Annotated in this window: 17 protein-coding genes; 4 read left to right on the top strand and 13 right to left on the bottom strand. The window is 51.4% G+C overall.

Features of this window, described 5'->3' with window-relative positions; translation table 11 throughout:
- Window positions 1-26: 26 nt before the first annotated feature.
- From urtE to OHJ21_RS00445, 6 genes are all read right to left on the bottom strand, one after another.
- Window positions 27-722, bottom strand: coding sequence for an urea ABC transporter ATP-binding subunit UrtE (urtE, locus tag OHJ21_RS00470; protein WP_486019152.1), 696 nt, complete (start codon window positions 720-722; stop codon window positions 27-29).
- Window positions 700-1,539, bottom strand: coding sequence for an urea ABC transporter ATP-binding protein UrtD (urtD, locus tag OHJ21_RS00465; protein WP_100535815.1), 840 nt, complete (start codon window positions 1,537-1,539; stop codon window positions 700-702). The genes urtE and urtD overlap by 23 nt, the downstream gene beginning before the upstream one ends.
- The gene (gene urtC / locus OHJ21_RS00460) at window positions 1,514-2,602 is read right to left on the bottom strand and encodes an urea ABC transporter permease subunit UrtC (RefSeq protein ID WP_100535814.1); all 1,089 of its coding nucleotides are present in this window, start codon (window positions 2,600-2,602) and stop codon (window positions 1,514-1,516) included. Before urtC ends, urtD begins: the two co-directional genes overlap by 26 nt.
- A 15-nt stretch (window positions 2,603-2,617) precedes the next feature.
- Window positions 2,618-3,523, bottom strand: a complete 906-nt coding sequence (gene urtB, locus OHJ21_RS00455; protein WP_486019151.1) for an urea ABC transporter permease subunit UrtB — start codon at window positions 3,521-3,523, stop codon at window positions 2,618-2,620.
- A 59-nt stretch (window positions 3,524-3,582) separates the two neighbouring features.
- Window positions 3,583-4,842: an urea ABC transporter substrate-binding protein gene (gene urtA, locus OHJ21_RS00450; RefSeq protein WP_486019150.1), complete on the bottom strand. Its 1,260-nt coding sequence runs from the start codon at window positions 4,840-4,842 to the stop codon at window positions 3,583-3,585.
- Between the two features lie 290 nt (window positions 4,843-5,132).
- Window positions 5,133-6,032: a glycerophosphodiester phosphodiesterase gene (locus OHJ21_RS00445; RefSeq protein WP_127594723.1), complete on the bottom strand. Its 900-nt coding sequence runs from the start codon at window positions 6,030-6,032 to the stop codon at window positions 5,133-5,135.
- A 276-nt stretch (window positions 6,033-6,308) separates the two neighbouring features.
- Here OHJ21_RS00445 and kduI point away from each other — a divergent pair, with 276 nt between their 5' ends.
- The 4 genes from kduI to OHJ21_RS00425 all read left to right on the top strand — a co-directional run bounded on the left by kduI (window position 6,309) and on the right by OHJ21_RS00425 (window position 9,917).
- Window positions 6,309-7,142: a 5-dehydro-4-deoxy-D-glucuronate isomerase gene (gene kduI / locus OHJ21_RS00440; protein ID WP_100535810.1), complete on the top strand. Its 834-nt coding sequence runs from the start codon at window positions 6,309-6,311 to the stop codon at window positions 7,140-7,142.
- Window positions 7,143-7,182: 40 nt separating this feature from the next.
- Window positions 7,183-7,932 carry a DeoR/GlpR family DNA-binding transcription regulator gene (locus OHJ21_RS00435; protein ID WP_100535809.1) on the top strand — a complete coding sequence of 250 codons (750 nt, stop codon included), beginning with the start codon at window positions 7,183-7,185 and terminating at the stop codon, window positions 7,930-7,932.
- Window positions 7,933-8,014: 82 nt separating this feature from the next.
- Window positions 8,015-8,767, top strand: coding sequence for a 2-dehydro-3-deoxy-D-gluconate 5-dehydrogenase KduD (gene kduD / locus OHJ21_RS00430; RefSeq protein WP_100535808.1), 753 nt, complete (start codon window positions 8,015-8,017; stop codon window positions 8,765-8,767).
- A gap of 265 nt (window positions 8,768-9,032) precedes the next feature.
- On the top strand, window positions 9,033-9,917 hold the full coding sequence (locus OHJ21_RS00425) for a transporter substrate-binding domain-containing protein (protein WP_100535807.1): 885 nt from the start codon (window positions 9,033-9,035) through the stop codon (window positions 9,915-9,917).
- 78 nt (window positions 9,918-9,995) lie between these two features.
- On the opposite strand, the gene OHJ21_RS00420 is transcribed toward OHJ21_RS00425, so the two are convergent.
- The 7 genes from OHJ21_RS00420 to floT form a co-directional block, all read right to left on the bottom strand.
- Window positions 9,996-10,625: a 50S ribosomal protein L25 gene (locus OHJ21_RS00420; protein WP_100535806.1), complete on the bottom strand. Its 630-nt coding sequence runs from the start codon at window positions 10,623-10,625 to the stop codon at window positions 9,996-9,998.
- A 195-nt stretch (window positions 10,626-10,820) separates the two neighbouring features.
- Window positions 10,821-13,181, bottom strand: coding sequence for a type I pullulanase (gene pulA / locus OHJ21_RS00415; RefSeq protein WP_486020985.1), 2,361 nt, complete (start codon window positions 13,179-13,181; stop codon window positions 10,821-10,823).
- A 329-nt stretch (window positions 13,182-13,510) separates the two neighbouring features.
- Window positions 13,511-15,232 carry a phosphoenolpyruvate--protein phosphotransferase gene (gene ptsP, locus OHJ21_RS00410; RefSeq protein ID WP_486019149.1) on the bottom strand — a complete coding sequence of 574 codons (1,722 nt, stop codon included), beginning with the start codon at window positions 15,230-15,232 and terminating at the stop codon, window positions 13,511-13,513.
- A complete protein-coding gene (locus OHJ21_RS00405; RefSeq protein ID WP_100535804.1) occupies window positions 15,225-15,500 on the bottom strand; it encodes an HPr family phosphocarrier protein in 276 nt (91 codons plus the stop codon). The genes ptsP and OHJ21_RS00405 overlap by 8 nt, the downstream gene beginning before the upstream one ends.
- Before the next feature lie 59 nt (window positions 15,501-15,559).
- The gene (ptsG, locus tag OHJ21_RS00400) at window positions 15,560-17,641 is read right to left on the bottom strand and encodes a glucose-specific PTS transporter subunit IIBC (protein WP_486019148.1); all 2,082 of its coding nucleotides are present in this window, start codon (window positions 17,639-17,641) and stop codon (window positions 15,560-15,562) included.
- Window positions 17,642-17,923: 282 nt separating this feature from the next.
- A complete protein-coding gene (gene glcT, locus OHJ21_RS00395) occupies window positions 17,924-18,781 on the bottom strand; it encodes a glucose PTS transporter transcription antiterminator GlcT (protein ID WP_100535802.1) in 858 nt (285 codons plus the stop codon).
- A gap of 149 nt (window positions 18,782-18,930) precedes the next feature.
- Window positions 18,931-20,466 carry a flotillin lipid rafts scaffold protein FloT gene (gene floT / locus OHJ21_RS00390; protein ID WP_486019147.1) on the bottom strand — a complete coding sequence of 512 codons (1,536 nt, stop codon included), beginning with the start codon at window positions 20,464-20,466 and terminating at the stop codon, window positions 18,931-18,933.
- Between the last annotated feature and the right edge of the window lie 3 nt (window positions 20,467-20,469).

Raw genomic sequence — 20,469 nt, 5'->3', positions numbered from 1 at the left:
ATGATATTTACCCTTATAAATAAACTTCATACCGTCAAATAATGCTCGAATTGCTCCATATCGATGGCATCTTGAACCCCTTCGGCGACAATTGTGCCTTTATCCATGACATAGATATAGTCGGCCACGCTCCGGACGAACTCGATGCTCTGCTCCACCAGAATGACCGACGTTTCCCCTTTGGCTTTGATGCCCCGGATGACGTCTTGAATTTCCTCTACGATGGAAGGCTGGATTCCTTCGGTCGGCTCATCGAGCAGCAGCACCTTGGGCCGGGAAGCAAGCGCCCTCGCGAAGGCGAGCTGCTGCTGCTGTCCGCCGCTTAAATCGCCGCCCTGACGGTGGTACATTTGCGGCAGTACTGGAAACAGGGCTAACACATCCTCCGGAAATGCCTTCCTCCTCGGCGCACATGGCTCAAGTCCGAGCAGCAGATTCTCCTTCACTGTAAGCTGTGGAAAAATCTCGCGCCCTTGCGGGACATACCCGATGCCGCCTCTCGCCCTTTTTACGGAATCCCAGCCGGTAACCTCCTGCTCGCCAAGAGTCATCCGCCCCTGCCGGATTTTCAGCTGCCCGGTTAAGGTCCGCATCAGTGTGGTTTTCCCGACGCCGTTGCGCCCTACCAGACACACGACCTTCGCCGGGTCGACAACCATGGATACGCCGCGCAGGACGGGACTCTCCCCGTAGCCCGATTCAATGCCCTGCAGCTTGAGCATTCGCCTCCCTCCTTCTTCCCAGATAAACCTCGGCTACCAGCGGATCGCGCTGAATCTCCTGCATGGAGCCTTCCTTCAGCAGCTTCCCTTCATGCATCACGGTAACCTTGGCGGCAAAAGAGCGCACAAACTCCATGTCGTGCTCAACCACAACGACGGAGCATTCCTTGGCGATACGCTGGAGGAGCTCACCGGTCTTCATCGTCTCCTCGTCCGTCATCCCGGCTACCGGCTCATCGAGAAGCAGAAGCCGCGGCTTCTGAAGAAGCAGCATGCCGATCTCCAGCCATTGCTTCTCCCCATGCGACAGAGAGCCTGCCCGAACGTGAAGCCGATCGGGCAGCCCGATCAACTCCAGAACCTTCTTCATCTCGAACGTGGTGCACCGATTTCTCCTGGCCTTCAGCGCCCGGAACACGCTTCGATCGGGATCGACCGTCAGCTCCAGGTTTTCTTTGACGCTCAGATTAGGAAATATCGATGGCGCTTGAAATTTTCGGCCCACGCCGAGACGTGCGATTTCATACTCCCGCTTTCTCGTGATCTCAAGGCCGTCTCCGAGCAGCACCCTTCCTGCAGCAGGCTTTGTCTTCCCGCAGATCACGTCCAGCATCGTGGTTTTTCCCGCGCCGTTCGGGCCGATCAGAAAATGCAGCTCATGCTGGCGCAGCGCCAGATTCATGCCGTTTACCGCCACAAACCCGCCAAACGTGACCGTCATGTTCTCCGCGGACAGCACGATAGGGGAAATACCGATGTCTCTGACTTCTCCATGGACGGCGAGCGGCATATCAGCTCTCTTTGCGTACGGCTGCATGGACAGTCCCTCCTCTTTTGGATAATGACGAAACCACCTTGCTCCACAATCCGATCAAGCCTTTTGGCATCAACACAACAACGATGACAAACAAAGCGCCCAATACGAGCAGCCATCCTTCCGGATAAGCCTCGCTGATCCCGGTCTTGGCCGCGTTCAGCAGCACGGCGCCAATAATCGCGCCGATCAGCGTTCCCCTGCCGCCGAGAGCAACCCAGAGCACCATTTCAATGGACGGGACGATGCCCATCATCGACGGCGAAATAATGCCGACCTGAAGGACAAACAGCATGCCTGCAAGGCCGGCCAGACCGCCCGATACGGCAAAGGCAAAGGTCTTGTAACGGGAAGGGTCAAATCCCAGAAACCGCACCCGGTTCTCTCCATCTCTTGATGCTTCCAGCACCTGACCCACCCTGCTGTTCACAATTCTTCTGCACAGAATATAGGCTCCTGCCAGAGCGGCCAGTGTAACAAAATACAATCCGATTTTCGTTGACGGAGCATTCAGATTAAAACCCAATATGGAGTTGTATCCCGTAAGCCCGTTCGTGCCACCCGTCCACTCCTGCTTGCCTACAAACAGCGTAACCACGATCATGACCAGGGCCTGCGTCAGGATCGTAAAATACACGCCAACGATCCGATTGCGGAACGTAAAAAATCCGAGGATTAACGCGAGCAAGGCCGGAAGCAGCATTCCGAGTATCAAGGCCGCGGGGAACGATCGGAAAGGCTCCCAGAACCAAGGGAGAGACGTTACCCCGCTCCATCCCATAAAATCAGGCAGGGACGAGCCGCTGGCGTCCAGCTTCAAATACATGGCCATGGCATAAGCGCCTAATCCAAAGAACACGCCGTGCCCCAGACTTAGAATGCCGCCATAGCCCCAGATCAGGTCCAGCCCGACCGCCAGGATCGCCAAAGCCAGAAATTTGGTCAACAATCCGAGGCGAAAAGGGGTCGTGAACAAAGGCGCCATACACATCAGAAGCAGCACAACGCTCCACAAAATCCGTTTCGATCGGCTGCCGGGGGTTCCTGTCAACCATTTCAGCACCATATCATCCCCTCCTCTCTAATCCAGGCTGCGTGTTCGTAGCGCAACAAGCCCGCGTGGCTTCCACTGCAGGAAAGCCACGATGCAGGCGAATACCAGCACTTTGCCGATAGATGCCGAAGTGTAGGTCTCAAACAGCGTATTGAACACGCCGATGCCCAACGCCCCGGCAACCGTGCCGATCAACTTTCCAACGCCGCCAAGCACCACCACCATGAAAGCATCGACGATATAGTAGGTGCCGATCGAAGGACCGATCGGGCCGAGCAGCGTCAACGCGCAGCCGGCAATACCGGCAATGCCCGAGCCGATCGCAAACGTGAGGCCGTCCACGCGCCGGGTTGAAATGCCGAGACACCCGGCCATGCTGCGGTTCTGCATGACCGCCCGCATTCTTCGGCCTTGAACCGTTCTGTAAATATAGAAATACATGGCCGTCAGAACGGCGGCCACCAATAGGATAATGAACAGCCGCTTGTAAGGAAGGACGATGCTTGGGGTGATCGCAAGCCCGCCGTTCAGCCAAGAGGGACTGGTTACGGCCACGTTGGGTGCGCCGAAGATAAACCTTGCGATTTGCTGCAGCATCATCCCGACGCCCCATGTGGCGAGCAAACTGTCCAGCGGCCTGCCGTACAGATGGCGTATGAGAACCATTTCAAGCAGCCAGCCGACGGCGGCTGCAACCAAGAAAGATACAAGCAAAGCTGCAATGAAATAGGTGTCGAACCAGGATTTCGGCATATACGCAGTGAACAAGCCTTGGGTGACGTACGTGGAGTAAGCACCGATCATGATCAACTCGCCATGGGCCATATTAATGACATTCATCAAGCCGAACGTCACCGCCAAGCCAAGAGCAATCAATAACAGGATCGAGCTGACGCTGAGTCCGTTAAACACATGCAGGATCGTCATTTCCATCTGGGGTGAACCTCCTTTCACGAAAAAGCCCGAGGGCCATCTATGCATGAGATGAAGCTTTATTCTCCGCTTAACCCCTTCGCCCAATCATAGGTTTTCAGATAGGGATCCGGTTTAACGGGTTCTCCCGAATTCCAGAGCTCCTTAAATTGCCCGTCAGCCTGCACCTCGCCGATGCGCACCGTTTTATGAATGTGCTGATTCTCGCCATCAATGGTTACTTTTCCTTCCGGAGCGGCGAATTCAATGCCTTTTGCCGCTTCCTTCACCTTAGCCACCTCTGTTGTTCCTGCTTTCTCCACCGCGGCCTTCCATAAGTACACCGCGGTATATCCCGCTTCGATCGGGTCGGCCGTCACGCGGTCAGCGCCGTATTTTGCTTTGTATTTGTCAACAAAAGCCTTGTTCTCCGGAGTGTCGGTAGACTGATAATAGTTCCAGGCTGCCAGATGACCCTCCAGTATATCGGCGCCGATGCCGCGGATTTCCTCCTCCGCAACGCTGACGGACAGCGTGGTCATATCTTTGGAAGTAATGCCCGCATCCTTCAGCTGCTTGAAGAAGGCCACATTGCTGTCGCCGTTCAGCGTGTTATAGACGATATCGGGCTTCGCCTCTTTGATCTTGGCTATAATCGTGCTGAAATCGGTATGGCCCAGCGGCGTGTATTCCTCGCCAGCCAGCTCGCCGCCCTCGGCCGTCAGCTGGGCCTTGATGATCTTGTTGGCCGTTCTCGGAAACACATAATCGGAGCCGAGGAGGAACATTTTTTTGCCGCGGTTCTCCAGCAGCCAAGACACCGAAGGCACGATCTGCTGATTGGTTGTTGCGCCCGTATAGAAAATGTTGGGGGAGGATTCCAACCCCTCATATTGGACCGGATAAAATAAAAGGCCGTTATTCTGTTCGAAAACAGGGAGCATGGCTTTCCGGCTGGCGGAGGTCCACCCTCCGAATACGGCGGCAACCTTATCCTGCTGCAGCAGTTTGCCCGCCTTCTCCGCGAAAGTCGGCCAATCCGAGGCACCGTCCTCAATCACGGGTTCGATCTGCTTGCCGAGCACGCCGCCTGCCGCATTGATTTCTTCGATGGCAAGCATCTCCGCATCCTTAACCGATACCTCGCTGATGGCCATCGTTCCGCTGAGGGAGTGAAGAATACCGACCTTAATCGAATCGCCTGCGGTTTCTACCGGCGGGCTGCCGTTATCCGCTCCGGCGGTTGGGGCGGCTTCCTTTTCCGTCACGCAGCCTGACATCAAAATTGCACATAAAACAAATGAGGCCCATCCTTTAACGATCACGCTTTGTTTCTTCATTCGCTCCCAACTCCCTTTTTTCTGTTTCCGAACATTTCTTCTGCAACCTAACTTCTCTGTTCGTTATTCCACATTATAGTTGCCTTTTATTTTCTATGTCAATAATTATGACATTATTTTATTTATAATTTATAGAAATGTCGTGTAAATCCGTAGTCTATGTAATATTATATAACATTGATATAAAGCATCCCCTCAACTTACTTTGAATCCGGACAATATTGTTATTTTAACTAACACAAATAAGACAACCTTTTATCCTCAAAAGGTTGTCAACACCGCTGCGCAATTTATCTGATCATTTTCCTGTTCGAAATCGATATCGGCACCCGGTCCGGATAATCCGTAATAATCCCATCCACATTAATTTGAAGCACATACGGAATTTGCAGCATATCCCGGATGGTCCAGACCATCGTTTTCATCCCGGATTGATGTATCTTTTGAACCAGTCCTTTGGATACCAGCCTCATCGATACATTCACATACTCCGCATAGGCCTTCATATCTTCCAGCCGCTGCTTGGATAAGTCGCCCGCACTGGTGATGATAACGCCCAGCGGGATATCGGGCATCAGCTTGCGGAACCGAAGCAGCGAGTCCGTATCTGCTGACTGCACGATGATCAGGTCCTTATACCTCTCGCCACCATCAGCGCCGATGTTGTACCTATTCAAATCGTCTGCGACCTTTTGCTCGATGCCCGGGTAAAGGGAGGGAGATTTCAATTCGATCAACAAACCGATTCGTCCTGCGAAATGCTCAAGCACCTCCGCTAATGCAGGAATGACTTCTCCTTTAAATGCCGAATCGTACCATGAACCTGCATCCAGCATACGCAGCTCCTCGAAGGTTAAATCTCCTACTTCTCCTTGCCCATCAGTGGTTCGCTCAACGGTGGAATCGTGAATCACAACGACCTGTCCATCCTTGCTCAATTGGACATCCAGTTCCAGCATATCCGCTCCCATATCAAATGCTTTACCAAAAGAAGCCATCGTATTTTCCGGGGCATACCCCGATGCCCCCCGGTGGGCAATATTGACCCAGGACTGATCGCGTTCATCCTCGGACCTCATCCAGACTTCCTGCTCCCTGGTTTGATGAAAAGGATAATGCGGGACGTCTGCCGTATTTTGAGAACCGGTCACTGCAAGCACAGCTGCTGCGATAATCATCATTCTTTTCATTAGGCTATCAATCTCCTAGTTGTACCTTGTTTACTTCATGGCAACCTCGCTGGAGGATCATTTCGGGACAGCCTGCCCCATTCCCATCTAATGCTAATTCTTCCCCTTCCGCTCCAAGTTCAGTCAGATATACATGAAGTCAGCACGATGTTCACCAGGTATAATTCTTGTTCATTTTTATTTTATCTCTTGTAATATGAACGCAAATGGAGTAATTTGTACTTATATGAACATTATAAATTCATTAAAAATAGAATTATGAGGAGATGAATGAAAATGGAAAGACGTTATGCCTCACACCCCAACGAAGTGAAACAATTTGACACAGAAAGACTCCGCAAGGAATTCCATATCCCTGTCCTGTTTACGCCTGACAAGCTGGAGCTTGTCCTGACGCATGAAGATCGTTTGATTATCGGTGGCGCAGCCCCCGTTCGAGAACAGGTTAAACTGGAAACGGACCTGAAAGAGCTGGGTGTTTCCTCTTTTCTGGAACGCCGTGAGCTTGGCATTATCAATATTGGCGGACACGGTACCGTACTCGTTGACGGTGCGGAACATGAGCTGAACAACAAAGAATGCTTGTACGTTGGCATGGGCACGGAAGAGGTTATTTTTAAAAGCACGGATCCAACCCATCCGGCCAAATTCTATTTGAATTCTGCCCCGGCGCACCAATCTTTCCCGACAGCCAAAGCCACTTTGGAGGAAGCCGATTCCAGCGCATTGGGCGATATCAAAAATTCCAATGATCGCGTGATCTATCGTTTCATCCATCAAAAAGGCATTGAGAGCGCCCAGCTTGTCATGGGAATGACCCTGCTGAAAGAAGGAAACATGTGGAACACGATGCCTGCCCATACGCATCCAAGACGCATGGAGGCTTATCTCTATTTTGATTTACCGGAAGAAGCGGTTGTCATCCATCTGATGGGCGAGCCTAATGAAACGCGGCACATCGTCATGCGCAATGAACAAGCCGTGATTTCGCCAAGCTGGTCGATCCATAGCGGCGTAGGCACAAGCAACTATACCTTTATCTGGGGCATGGCTGGAGATAATAAACGTTATGATGATATGGACCCGGTGTCCATGAAAGATTTAAAATAGAGGGGATTATCCATTAACCCACGGAAGAGTTGAGATTCATATGAACCCGTTACGACGCTACGAAAAAATAATGGAGTACCTTCTAACCCATAAAGAAGTGACTGTCGCCGATCTAAGCCAGCAGCTTCAAGTGACCGGAAAAACCATTCGGGAGGATCTGACCAAGCTGGAGGAACAGGGTCTAATCGTTCGTGTGCATGGCGGAGCTGTGCTTGCGCACAGCGATCAATTCGGCATCCTGCCATCCAAAGAACCGCTTGCCAAGAACCCGAATGAAAAGACCGAAATCGCCCTGAAAGCGCTGAAGCATATCCATACCGACGACATTATTGCCTTAGACGGAGGCAGCACCACGCTGGAGATCGCCCGGAGGCTGGAGGACGTGCCCTTAACAGTCATTACGAACGATGTCTATATCATCAGCGAACTGGCGACCAAGAATCATATCCGTTTGGTCGTTCCGGGGGGCTACCGGGTCCGGAACATGCTCGCAGGCCCCGAAGGCGTATCGTATGTAACGCAGCTGAACATTCAAAAAGCATTCATATCCGCCACGGGTGTCCATCTTAATCATGGATTGTCCGTATATACCGGGGACCTGATCCCTTTCAAACGGGCATTAATCGAAACCTCGCTGGAGGTTTATGCCGTTGTCGACCATCATAAATTCGGGCAAACGGCATTAAGGACTTTTTCATCCCTGCAGGAGATCAGCGGCATCATTACCGATGCGGGACTGTCTCCCGAGACGGTCAAACAATATGATGGGGCCGGCGTTACCATGCTGTAAACGCACGACGCATGAAACTCAAAGACCGGCCTAGCTTCATACTTATTCTAATAGAGAGCAAATGAGAGGGGATTTACGGAGCATGAACAGGTTTGATTTATCAGGCAAAACGGCAATTGTCACCGGTTCCGCCAGAGGACTGGGGCAAGGCATCGCGATAGCTTTAGCCGAAGCCGGTGCGGATATCGTTGCCGTGTCCATGAATACAAGCGCCGAAACCATAAATGCCATCACTTCACTCGGTAGAAAAGCTTCCGAAATCCAGGTCGATCTAAGCGACCAGAGCAAGCTCCAGCCGACGTTTGACCAAGCGCTGGAGCTAACGGGGCACGTGGACATTCTCGTCAATAATGCCGGCATTATCCGGCGGACACCGGCCAAGGATCATGGCACGCAGGATTGGCTGGACGTGATTGACTTGAATCTGAACACCGTATTCTTACTGTCCCAATTGGCCGGAAGACATATGATTGAACGCGGCAGCGGCAAAATCATTAACATTTGCTCCATGCTGTCCTACCAAGGCGGAATCAACGTACCCGGATATACAGCAAGCAAGCATGGGGTTGCCGGTCTCACGAAAGCTTTGGCCAATGAATGGGCAGCCAGCGGCATCCAGGTGAACGGCATTGCTCCCGGTTATATCGAAACCGATAATACGGCAGCCATCCGTCAGGATGAGGAACGGCGCACTTCCATTACGGACCGTATCCCTGCCGGACGCTGGGGTAAACCCGAGGATATTGGCGGACCAGCCGTATTCCTCGCTTCCGCCGCTTCGGATTATATGAACGGACATGTACTTTGTGTTGATGGCGGATGGATGGCCCGTTAAGGATCATAAAGCGCTGGATCAAAACCATGTCAACCTAAGCTTCAACCCAATCTAACGAAAAGAGGCTGTGCATGTCCGCTGCTGCTGCAGGCAGAGAAAGCACAGTCTCTTTTCCGTCCATTTTCCTCTTAAATTGGATTATCGCCCCTAAGTTCTTGCCGGGTACCGACATTTCACGAATATACGAACCATCCTTTGGGACATCCTAACTTTACGAAATGGGCCTCGAAGGACCGTGAATAAAGAAAGGATGGTTTCTGGAGTCATGCGCGGAACAATATCGATACGTTGGATTAGTTTTGCCTGTTTACTCACACTGATCGGGTCAATTATACTTACCGGATGCACGCCTGACAGCAATGACCGGGTGCCAACCCCCAACATGGGCGTAAATCCTTACCGGGTGAACACCGGCTTCCTGCTTCGGAATGCTGTGGAACGCGGAACGCTGCGAATTGCAACGGAACGGGATTATCCCCCCTTCAGTTATCATGGAACGGGCGGAAGACTTACAGGTTTCGATGTGGAAATCGCTGAAGAGGTTGCCCGTCATATGGAGTTAAGAGCGGAATTCGTTGAAACCGAGTGGGAGAATCTGCTGTCAGGGCTGACGGAAGGCAAATACGACGCCGTATTCAACCAGATTGAAGACCGGCCGGACCGGCGGGCCCTCTATGATTTTTCCGTCGCTTATCTATCCTCTACCCCGGTTCTGCTTGTGCGTTCCTCAGGCGAAGATCAAATCCGTACCTTCTCGGATATCAAGGGCAAGCGTGTCGGCCTGAACCCGACCGGAATCTATAAGGATATGGCCAAGAAGCATGGAGCGGAAATCGTCCCGATCAAATATATATCAGACGCAGCCAACAAGCTCGCAAATGGAGACCTGGATGCTGTCATTTCGGACCAGTTATCCGTGACCAACCTGAAGCAGCAGTTCCCGGATCTTCCGGTCGCTGCCGCCGAATCCGCCGATCAGGTGTTCGAGATTTCCGCAGCCTTTGTCAAAGGGAATCCGGATCTCGTGGCCGCCGTTGACAATGCACTGGCTACCATGCAGCAGGACGGAACATATTTGACCATTTGGAACAAATACTTTGGAGACGCCCCAATGAGTTATAAAGGCATCCATGATCGAAAGGGTAAATAGAGTTATCAATATCACTGACAAAAAGGCGCTTGCTCCGCTGGATACCAGCAAAATGCAAGCGCCTTTTTAATGTGCATATTATGACTCTTCGGTTGTCTCTCCCGCATTCGCTTCCTCAGCGTCCGCTTCATCCTCTGTCTCTGCAGCCTCAACGGCACGAGGCACGATGACGGTTGCGAGAATCTCCTCATCCGAAGCGTGTAATGTAATACCTTCCGGTACTTTAATATCTGCAACCGTAAGCTTGTCGCCAATCTCCAGAGCGGATACATCCGCTTCGAGGGTAGAAGGCAGCTCGCCTGGCAATCCCTCTACTTCGATTTCGGTCACCTGGGTTTGCAGAATACCGCCAGATTTCGTTCCGGCAGCAGTGCCTTGATAATCCACCGGAATGCTGACACGAACCGGCTTATTCATGGAGATCCGCAGAAAGTCCACATGGGATACAGTGCCGCGTCTCTTTTGAATATCCTTAATCAAAACCGGAATTTTACCGGAGCCTGGAATATCAAGCTGGAACACCTCCGACCTTCCGGTGTGGAACAGCTTGGCCGTATCCTTGAAATTAACAGCAACGGGGATGCTTTCCTCGCCCGCACCGTATACTACGCCAGGGATTCCGCCATTTTCGCGAAGCACTCGGCGAGAAGCCCGGGTAAACTCATCACGAACATCTGCTTGGAGTTGAACTGTGTTTCCTTTTGACATGAGTGACATCCTCCTTTATCGAAAACAAAGTCTATCTCATTATTACCCTATTTACCTGCTAACTAATCATGAGTTTCAGATGTTTTAAATTTCAATCCAGTGGGTAATGAATGGTACCCCTTTTGAAATATAAATAATGGGAGCCCCCCTTTCAGTACAAAAGGAGGGCTCCTTATTTTTTTTACAATACAATCCTCAACTCGCCATATCCCGCTGCTCTTGGCCCGCGGAGCCGTTTTCTTTGGCGCTTGGCAGCGAAATCCGTACCTCTGTTTCGTCTGGCGGAATATCGATAAACCAGTCTTTCTCGCCTTCCCGATCCTCCCAATCATTCAACCTGACGATACAGCCGACCCGCTTGGTTCCGGAAGCTGCATGGAAGACCGCTCGGGCTTTGCCGCTGTCCGCCTTAGTGAATGGCACGCTGCCATCCTGCACACCCGTTCCCCACACCCATACATTCCAGCCATCATATGCTTGATCACGTCTCTCGTATTCGATCTCAACGGTAATCAATCCCTGCTTCTTCTGGGTCTGATCCTCGTACAACACCATCAGCGACAGCCCTGGGACCGCGATAGCTCCCTGGTCCAACGTGTCGATCGTATCTGTACCTGCCTGGCAATCGTTCACTACGATGTTCCAGCGGTAAGGGGTAGGCGGCAGATCAACCGTCATTTCATGCTCATTCCCGTTCACGATCACTACAATTTGTCCCCAGCTATCTTGTGCGGCATGATGCGTTAACCGGTAAGCGATAATCCGATCGCTGCTGCGCAGCACTTCCATATGTTTCTCGATCTCTTCTCTTGCCGCCATGCGAAATGCCGGATGGGCTTTGCGCAGGGCAATAAGGCCTTTGTAATAATCAAACACAGGTTTGAATCGTTTCTTGTTCGACCAGCGGATGGCATTAACGGCATCCCCGCTGCGGTAGCTGTTATGATCGCCAAATTTCGTGCGAAGCAGCTCATCGCCGGCATGCAGCAGCGGAATCCCCTGAGAGAGCAGTACAACGCCGTTAGCCAGCAAGCTGCGGCGCACAGGCGCTGCCGACATCACAGTTTCATCAGGAATATCGATATAAGGCTTGGATGCAGCGGTTGCCTGCCATATATCGCCGCCGTTAACCAGCCTACCGTCCATTAGACGGAGCAGTCCTGCCTGTTCCTCCATCCCGTGTGCCACTAAAATTTTGTCCCACAGATTCAAGTTATCATGCACGGTGACGTAATTGACCGTCTCTTCCGGATGAAGCGCAAAATCATGGATCGAGCCCATCATCCCTTCAACGATAGCACCCTCGCACCACGGTTCGCCCGTAGCAAATCCAGGGCCGCGCCCGTCATTGTCACCTTTGATGGCCTGCCGAAAATGATCATTAAATACAGCGAAGCCTTGACCCTTCTGGCTTCCTTTGACGGTCTGCTCCGTTAACGGGCTTAAGCCTCCCGTCCAGGGCTCACCATAAAACAGAAGAGAGTGATCCACTTCACGCCGCAGCTCGCTTACAATCTCTTTCATCGTTGTTGTATCGATCAGAGCCATCAGATCAAACCGAAATCCGTCGATGTGATACTCCTCGGCCCAGTACCTTAGGGAATCCTTGATGTATTTGCGTACCATCGGCTTCTCCGTAGCGAGCTCGTTGCCTACGCCTGAACCGTTCGATAAATTTCCGTATCCATCCTTACGATAGAAATACCCAGGCGCCAATCGTTCAAACGGACCGTCATCCACCGTATACGTATGGTTGTAAACCACGTCCATGACGACACGGATTCCCCTTGCATGCAGAGCCAGAATCATCTCCTTCAGCTCCCGGATGCGCACCATCGGATCCATAGGGTCTGTCGCATACGAACCTTCAGGAACATTGTAATTCTGCGGATCATAGCCCCAGTTATATTCGCGGCTCAAGCAACCGGTTGCATAGCCATCCAGCTCATTGACCGTTCGAAAATCAAATACCGGCAGCAGATGCACATGGGTCACACCCAATTCTTGAAGATGATCCAGTCCAATGGTATTCCCTTCGGAATCCCGCAGGCCCCCCTCCGTGAATGCCTTGTATTTCCCTCTATATTTCATTCCCGAATCGGTATGAATCGAGAAATCGCGTACGTGAAGCTCATAGAGCACCGCATCCGTAGGTTTCAGCAGCGTGGGTCTAACATCCTGCTCCCACCCCGGCGGATTGCTCTTCGCCAGATCAACAACCGCGCCGCGGCATCCATTGGCGGACACCGCCGTTGCATAGGGGTCAACGGCATAACAAACGACGCCGTCCGCTGACTCGATTTGGTACATATAATAGGTTCCGTGAAGATCCCTGTTTATGACAGCCGACCATATGCCGTCGCTATTACATTCCATCGAATATAAAGTACCGCTCTCGTGATCCGTTACGAGACCCTGCTCGTTATACTCTCCCGGACCTTCATACAAAGCCAGTTTCACATGAACCGCATCCGGAGCCCACACCTGAAAGGCCGTTCCCTCTCTTCGGTAGGTAGCCCCCAGCTTAACACTTGTACAGCTCTTGATCATGTCCATAGTCATCATCACCGTCACTTATAAGTAGATTTACTTCCTAGTATGGGCGCCTGAATCATAAGACAGACCTCTAGCACATGAATGTAGAACGCTTTCATATATCATGATATGCCAAAAGCCCTGTTTTGGTTTGGGTTTGATGCCAAATAACTATATATTTAGGCTATTATACTAGCAAATATGCCGGGTGTCTTTCTTTAGACAAAAAAAACATCTGCCCAAATGGACAGATGTTGTCAATGTATGGCTATCGTGGAAAAAGATTGGTAGAGTCCCAGAACAAACGAAGTGCTTCATTAATTTCTCACATCGCTCAAGGCGTCTTCCGTTTACTCGCCTGTTACCTCAATGGATTCCACCAGAGCCACTACTTCCTCTGCGGTACCCATTTCAAGCGCTTTGGCAGCAAGTGCCTGCATATCACTGCGGGACAGCTTCCCGATCTGGCTGCGCGCCGGAAGAATGGATGTAGCGCTCATGCTAAACTCATCCAGCCCGAGACCAAGGAGAATCGGAATCGCCGTGGCGTCACCTGCCATTTCACCGCACATACCAACCCAGCGGCCTTCGCGATGAGCGGCATCGATGACCATTTTAACCAGTCGCAGGATCGCCGGATTATAAGGTTGATACAGATAAGCAACCCGTTCATTCATGCGGTCAGCCGCCATCGTATACTGGATAAGATCATTCGTTCCGATACTGAAGAAATCAACCTCTTTGGCAAACTGATCCGCGAGCACCGCAGTGGATGGAATCTCCACCATGATCCCGAGCTGGATCTCCTCAGATACCGGAATGCCTTCGCTTACCAGCTTGGATTTCTCTTCCTCCAGAAGCGCTTTGGCTTCGCGGAACTCACCGAGCGTCGCGATCATGGGAAACATGATTCGCAGATTGCCGTGGACGCTTGCGCGGAGCAGTGCCCGAAGCTGTGTTCTGAAAATATCCTGACGGTCCAGGCACAACCTAACGGCCCGGAATCCCAGGAACGGATTCATTTCCTTAGGAAGATCCAAATAAGGCAGCTCCTTGTCCCCGCCGATATCGAGCGTGCGGACAACAACCGGCTTGCCTTCCATTTTCTCCAGTACCGATTTATAGGCGACATACTGGATCTCTTCGGAAGGAAGTTTATCCCTGCCCATGTACAGGAATTCCGTGCGATACAGTCCTACCGCTTCTCCGCCATTCTCCAACACGCCGGTTACATCGTTCGGCGTCCCGATATTGGCGGCCAGCTCCACATGGATCCCGTCCTTGGATACCGTCGGTTCGGAACGGAGTTTCTTCCATTCCTCGACCTGTTTGGCGTAGGCATCCTGCTTCGCACGGTACTGGGCCACGATGGCTTCCGTAGGATTAATGATGACGTCCCCTTCCAGTCCGTCAACGATGATCAAATCCCCGTTTTGGACCGAAGAGAGCACGTTTTTCGTTCCGACGACAGCCGGAATTTCAAGCGAACGGGCCATGATGGCAGAATGCGAGGTACGCCCGCCAATATTCGTCGTGAATCCTTTAACGTAGTTACGGTTCAACTGCGCGGTATCCGAAGGAGTCAGGTCCTCTGCAACCACGATGACTTCTTCGCTGATTTCTGAAGGACTGACATAATTCAGGCCGAGCAGATGCTTCAGAATACGTTTGGTTACGTCGCGCATATCCGCTGCCCGCTCCTGCAAGTAGGCACTCTTCATGTTCTCGAACATTTGAATGAATTGGGTTGCCGTTTCATTTAAGGCGTATTCCGCGTTAAGCGACTCAGAGGCGATTTTCGCTTTAACTGGTTCAATCAATTCAGGATCATTCAGGATGAGAAGGTGAGATTCGAAAATCTCAGCCTTCTTCTCCCCGAGTTCCTGAAGCGTGCGGGCTTTGATCGCTTCAAGCTCAGCCTGGGACTGAGCCAGCGCCGCATCCAGCTTCGCAAGCTCAGCATCCGTGTCTGTCACTTGCTTTTCCGTAACCGAGTAATCAGGATGCTCCAGTGTAAATGCACGTGCAATCGCGATGCCAGCGGAAGCCGCGATTCCTTTCAGATTATTCATGAAGCTCGCCTAACCCTTCGTTCACCATCACTTCTTGCAGTGCTGTCAGCGCTTCGCTCTCATTGCCGCCTTCCGTGATCAGTGTCAATGTATCACCTTGCTCCAATCCGAGGGACAGAACGCCCAGGATCGATTTCAGCGTTACTTTTCTGCCGTTCGCTTCGGCAAATGAATTGGTGTCCTGGAATTTGTTAGCCGTATTTACCAATGCTGTTGCCGGACGTGCGTGAATTCCATCTTCGTCAATAATTCTGAATGTTTGTTGCATGTTCATCATCCTACTTTCGTATATTTTAATTTTTTAGAATCCTTGAGATAACCGTGAAGTTAAGGTTTCGATATCGTAATGATCCCTTTTTCACCGCTTTTTACTTCACCGGTCTTGTTCAGCTTCACGGAAGCTCCCTCCGGCAAATTCGAGAAGATCACAGGAGAAATAATCGATTTGGCATTCGCCTTCACATAATCCAGATCCACTTGCATGATCGGTTGTCCCGTGGATACCAGATCCCCCTCTTGTACAAGAACTTCAAATCCTTGCCCCTTCAGCTTAACGGTATTAACGCCGATATGGACAAGCACTTCCTTGCCGCCATCCGACATAATGCCGACCGCATGCTTGCTCGGGAATACGTTAAACACGGTTCCGTTAACAGGAGAAGCGATCGTTCCGTTATGAGGTAATACCGCGAATCCATCCCCCGTCATTCGTTCTGCAAACACAGGATCAGGCACATGGGAAATATCCATAAGCTCCCCATCGACTGGGGATACGATCTCCTCCATGACAAGCGTTTCTCCGTCCTGACCAGCCTGCTGCTCCTCTTTAGCAGTCGGCATCGTCTCCACATCCGCTGCTCTAGATGCGGTAGTCGGTGTTATACCCGACATAATGTCCTGGATTTGCGATTTAATCGTATCGGAACGGGTGCCGAATATCGCCTGGATATTATTCCCCACCTCCAGCACACCTGACGCACCCAGCTGTTTCAGCCTAGCCTTGTCGACATTGCCCTTGTCTTTCACCTCTACCCGTAGCCGGGTAATGCAGGCATCCAGATGCGCAATGTTAGGCTGGCCGCCAAGCGCAGTCAGAATGTTAAGCGGCAGATCATTTTTGCTGTCACCGCCTGCTCTCTGAGAGCCCGTTTCCGACTCAGGTGCGGAAGCGTCCTCCCGGCCCGGCGTCTTCAGATTGAATTTCCGAATGACAAACCGGAAACCGAAATAATAGATTACCGCCATGATAGCACCAACAATGAGTACATTCCACCATGGCGTCCGGTTCGGAATGACACCGAATATCATGTAATCGATCAGACCGCCGGAGAAGGTCATGCCAATCTTGGTACCCAGAATATGCATGGTCATAAAGGATAGACCTGCGAACAGTGCATGCACGGCGAACAAGATCGGTGCAACGAACAGGAAGGAGAACTCAAGCGGTTCCGTGATCCCCGTCAAGAAGGAGGTCAGCGCTGCCGACCCCATAATACCGGCGACAAACTTTTTGTTCTCCGGTTTCGCTTCATGATAGATAGCAAGCGCAGCGGCAGGAAGACCAAACATCATAAACGGATACTTACCCGTCATGAAGGTGCCTGCCGTAAACTCGACGCCATCCCGAAGCTGAGCCATGAATATATTTTGATCACCGCGCACCATTTGACCTGCCTGATTCAAATACTCCCCGAACTCAAACCAGAATGGAGAATAGAAAATGTGGTGCAGACCGAACGGGATCAATCCGCGTTCCACAACGCCGAACACAAAAGCGGACAGCGTCAGGTTTTGTTCCAGCATGAAATGGGATGCAGTGTTAAGCGCAGACTGGATCGGAGGCCATATAAAGACCATTAACAGACCAAGCAAAACGGACGTTGCAGCCGTCATAATCGGAACAAACCGTTTTCCTGCAAAAAAGCCCAGATAAGACGGAAGCTCTATTTTGAAAAATCTCCGGTACATGCTTGCCGCTAATATACCTACAATAATCCCGCCGAATACCCCGGTGGCCAAGGTCGGAATGCCAAGCACGCTGGCATATTCGTAATTCGTGCCAATCATCGATGACGTCACACCTATAACGCTGCCCATGGTAACGTTCATGACGAGGTAACCGATGATAGCAGCAAGCCCGGCCACTCCTTCGCCTCCGGCCAAGCCGACGGCAACCCCCACTGCAAACAGCAAGGATAAATTCGTGAACACGATTTGTCCCGCATTCATCATGACCGTGGCAGCTGCTTGAACCCAAGCCGCATCAAGCCACGGTGCATATTGCAGGAAATCGGGGTTGACCAGCATATTTCCAAGGCCGAGCAATAGTCCGGCCGCCGGCAATATGGCCACGGGCAGCATCAGAGCTTTACCGACCCTTTGCAGTACACCAAAAAGCCGCTTAAACATGAAAATTCTCACCCTCTATCTCGTTGTGGTCACAAAGTTGAATGTAGAGCATCATAAAACAACCAAATCAAAAAAAGGCATGAGTAACCACGGGAAAATGGATGGCTAATCTCATGGATTAGATTACCCAAAAATGGGTAATAACAACCAAATTCCTGTAATACTCATGCCTGATCGAATCAGTTACACGTTTGATTTGAAGTTTTATGCTTCTTAACTGTTCGTATTGTAACACCGTTCATTTTTCGTTGCAACCACATGGTGAGGGACTTAATAAAATCTTCACATTTGCTCGCCCTGCTCTTTACGCTGGACCAGCCGCTCCAGATGAATGGTCAAATAACCGGCCTCGGCGGGATATACGGGCTTCTTCAGCCGCTGCTCCATCATCTTCGTCAGTTTCCATGCCAAGGAATACGTCTCGGGATATTCACGCTTCAGCAGACCGTCCAATGAACTCGTCTCGTTCACCGCTTCTCCCCGCCGAATCCGCTCCAAGGCAAACCGGAGGTGAGTCAACAGGCGGGAATAGTCCAGCGTATCCCTCGGGATGACATAATCCAGCTGCTGTTCAACAGTGTGTACTAGATCGGCGATCAGCTCCGAATGTTTGCGGACCTCCGAAATGTGCTGGTTTGTAAGCGCACCGTGAAAATGAAGGGCAATGAATCCGATCTCCTCTTGGCCCAAGTCCACCCCAAGCTTCTCCCGGATGGTACGGACGGCATATTCCGCCATCTCGTACTCCTCAGGATACATCTCTTTGGTTTCGTATAAAAAGGGATTATGAATATAGAGACCTTGGGCATGGCGTTTAATGGCAAATGCGATATGATCAGTCAACGCAATGTGGATATGCTCATTCAGAGGAGCGTCGCTGGATTTGGCAGCATTCAGAATAATGTCATTCATCGCCTCAATCAGCTTCTCATCGATGTGAGGCACCAACTGCTTATACTGCTCCTGCTCCTCCGGTTTGGTCAAAATGAACATCTTCTCGGCAGCGGAGGCTAGAATACGGTCTTTATTCTTCCGGTTAAAGCCGATTCCCTTGCCTATAACAACAACCTCGCCATGTTGAGGATGCTTCGCTATGATTACATTATTGTTCAACACTTTAGCCACTTGTAAGCTGCTCACGTTTGCACCTCTTTTTGATTCATACGCGTATACTCGGATATCTTATCAGAAATATAAGAGCGCGGCAAAATCATATGTGGTTGCCAAAGGTCTCCAAAGCGCTGTACCGCTGCCTGTGACCACTATTCCAATCCTACTTGCCGTTCGTTCTATTCTTCCTTCGCAGCACTTGTCTCTACAGCTACAGGTGCCGGGACAAGCTCCTGCTGGGCGGCTACCGGCTTTTGGACTGAAGCAGCTTTCTTCGTCGTCAGGCCCTTAATCAGTTCTTCCACATCAATCCCTGACACACTCTTCAGCATTTCAGGCGCCGTGGACATCAGCTCGGTCACATAATTGCTCACGCGAGCCGCTCCTTCGCCTTTGCCTGTATCAACAACCGTCAGCTTGTCGATGGATGAGATTGGCTGCGCAATCTTGCCGGCAAGCTCAGGCAGCATTTTTACGATGATGTCGAGCACCGCAGCTTCTCCGAACTTCTGGAATGCTTCGGCGAGTTTCTCCTTGGCATCGGCTTCGGCAAGACCGCGCAGGCGAATGACTTCGGCTTCGGCCGTACCTTTCGCACGCTCGGCATCCGCAACCGCCAGACCATCCAGGCGCTTCTGTTCGGCAGAAGCTTTAGCTTGAGTTTCGATGGAGTACTGCACCGCATCCGCTTCGCGCATCTTGCGGATTCTATCCGCTTCGGCCGCCTGCTCAACAGCATAGCGATCCGCTTCGGCTTTTTTCTTCACGTCAGCGTCGTACTGCTTCTCGCGAATCATGATTTCTTTTTCCTGCAGATCGATTTCGCGTTCTTTACGAACGAGCTCAACCTTCATCTGCTCTTCAACCGCCGTTTGTCTGGCACGGGCTTCCTGGATATGATAGGCTTGGTCCGCTTCGGCCTTGGCCGTATCCTGCTCCTTTTTAAAGGAAGCGACCTTCAGCTCCCGTTCCTTCTCGGCTTCCGCAATATTCGTATCGCGAATTACCTCGGCCTTCTGTCCTTCTTCTTCCGCGCGCGCTTTCTGAATCCGCGCGTCGCGCATCGCTTCCGCTTCGGCAATCTCGGCATCCCGCTTTACCGTAGCGATCCGCGGTTTACCCAGCGCTTCCAGATATCCATGCTTGTCGCGAACGTCCTTAATGGTAAAGGAAACGATCTGCAGTCCCATTTTCTTCAGGTCTCTTGCAGCCACACCCTGAACCTCCTGTGCGAACTTGTCGCGGTTACGGTATACTTCCTCTACCGTCATGGAGCCGAGAATGGCACGAAGATGGCCTTCCAGCACTTCCTGGGCTTCGCCCTTCAGCGCTTCAATCGGCTTGCCCATGAATTGCTCGGCTGCCGTTGCCACGTCTTCGATCGAGCTTCCCACTTTAATGATGGCTACCCCATCGGCCATAACCGGAACGCCTTGCTCCGTGTACACTTCAGGTGTCATGACATCCAGCTTATGAGATAAGAGCGATACAAATTCGGAGCGCTGAAATACGGGGAGTATAAAAGCGCCGCCGCCGCGCACGATTTTGATTTTGCGGCCGGATTCATCCTCCGACAAATTTTTGCTTCCCAAAAAAGAACCGGTTACGATCATCGCTTCATCCGGACTCACCGTTTTGTAACGAGCCCAGAACGCAAGTCCTAACACGACAATGACCCCTACAACAATCGACGGAATTACTAAGTACTCTGGCATTGA

Source organism: Virgibacillus sp. LDC1 (assembly GCF_025792345.1).
Lineage (GTDB): Bacteria > Bacillota > Bacilli > Paenibacillales > Paenibacillaceae > Paenibacillus_AQ > Paenibacillus_AQ lautus.
This window is presented reverse-complemented; position numbering and strand designations above follow the sequence as displayed.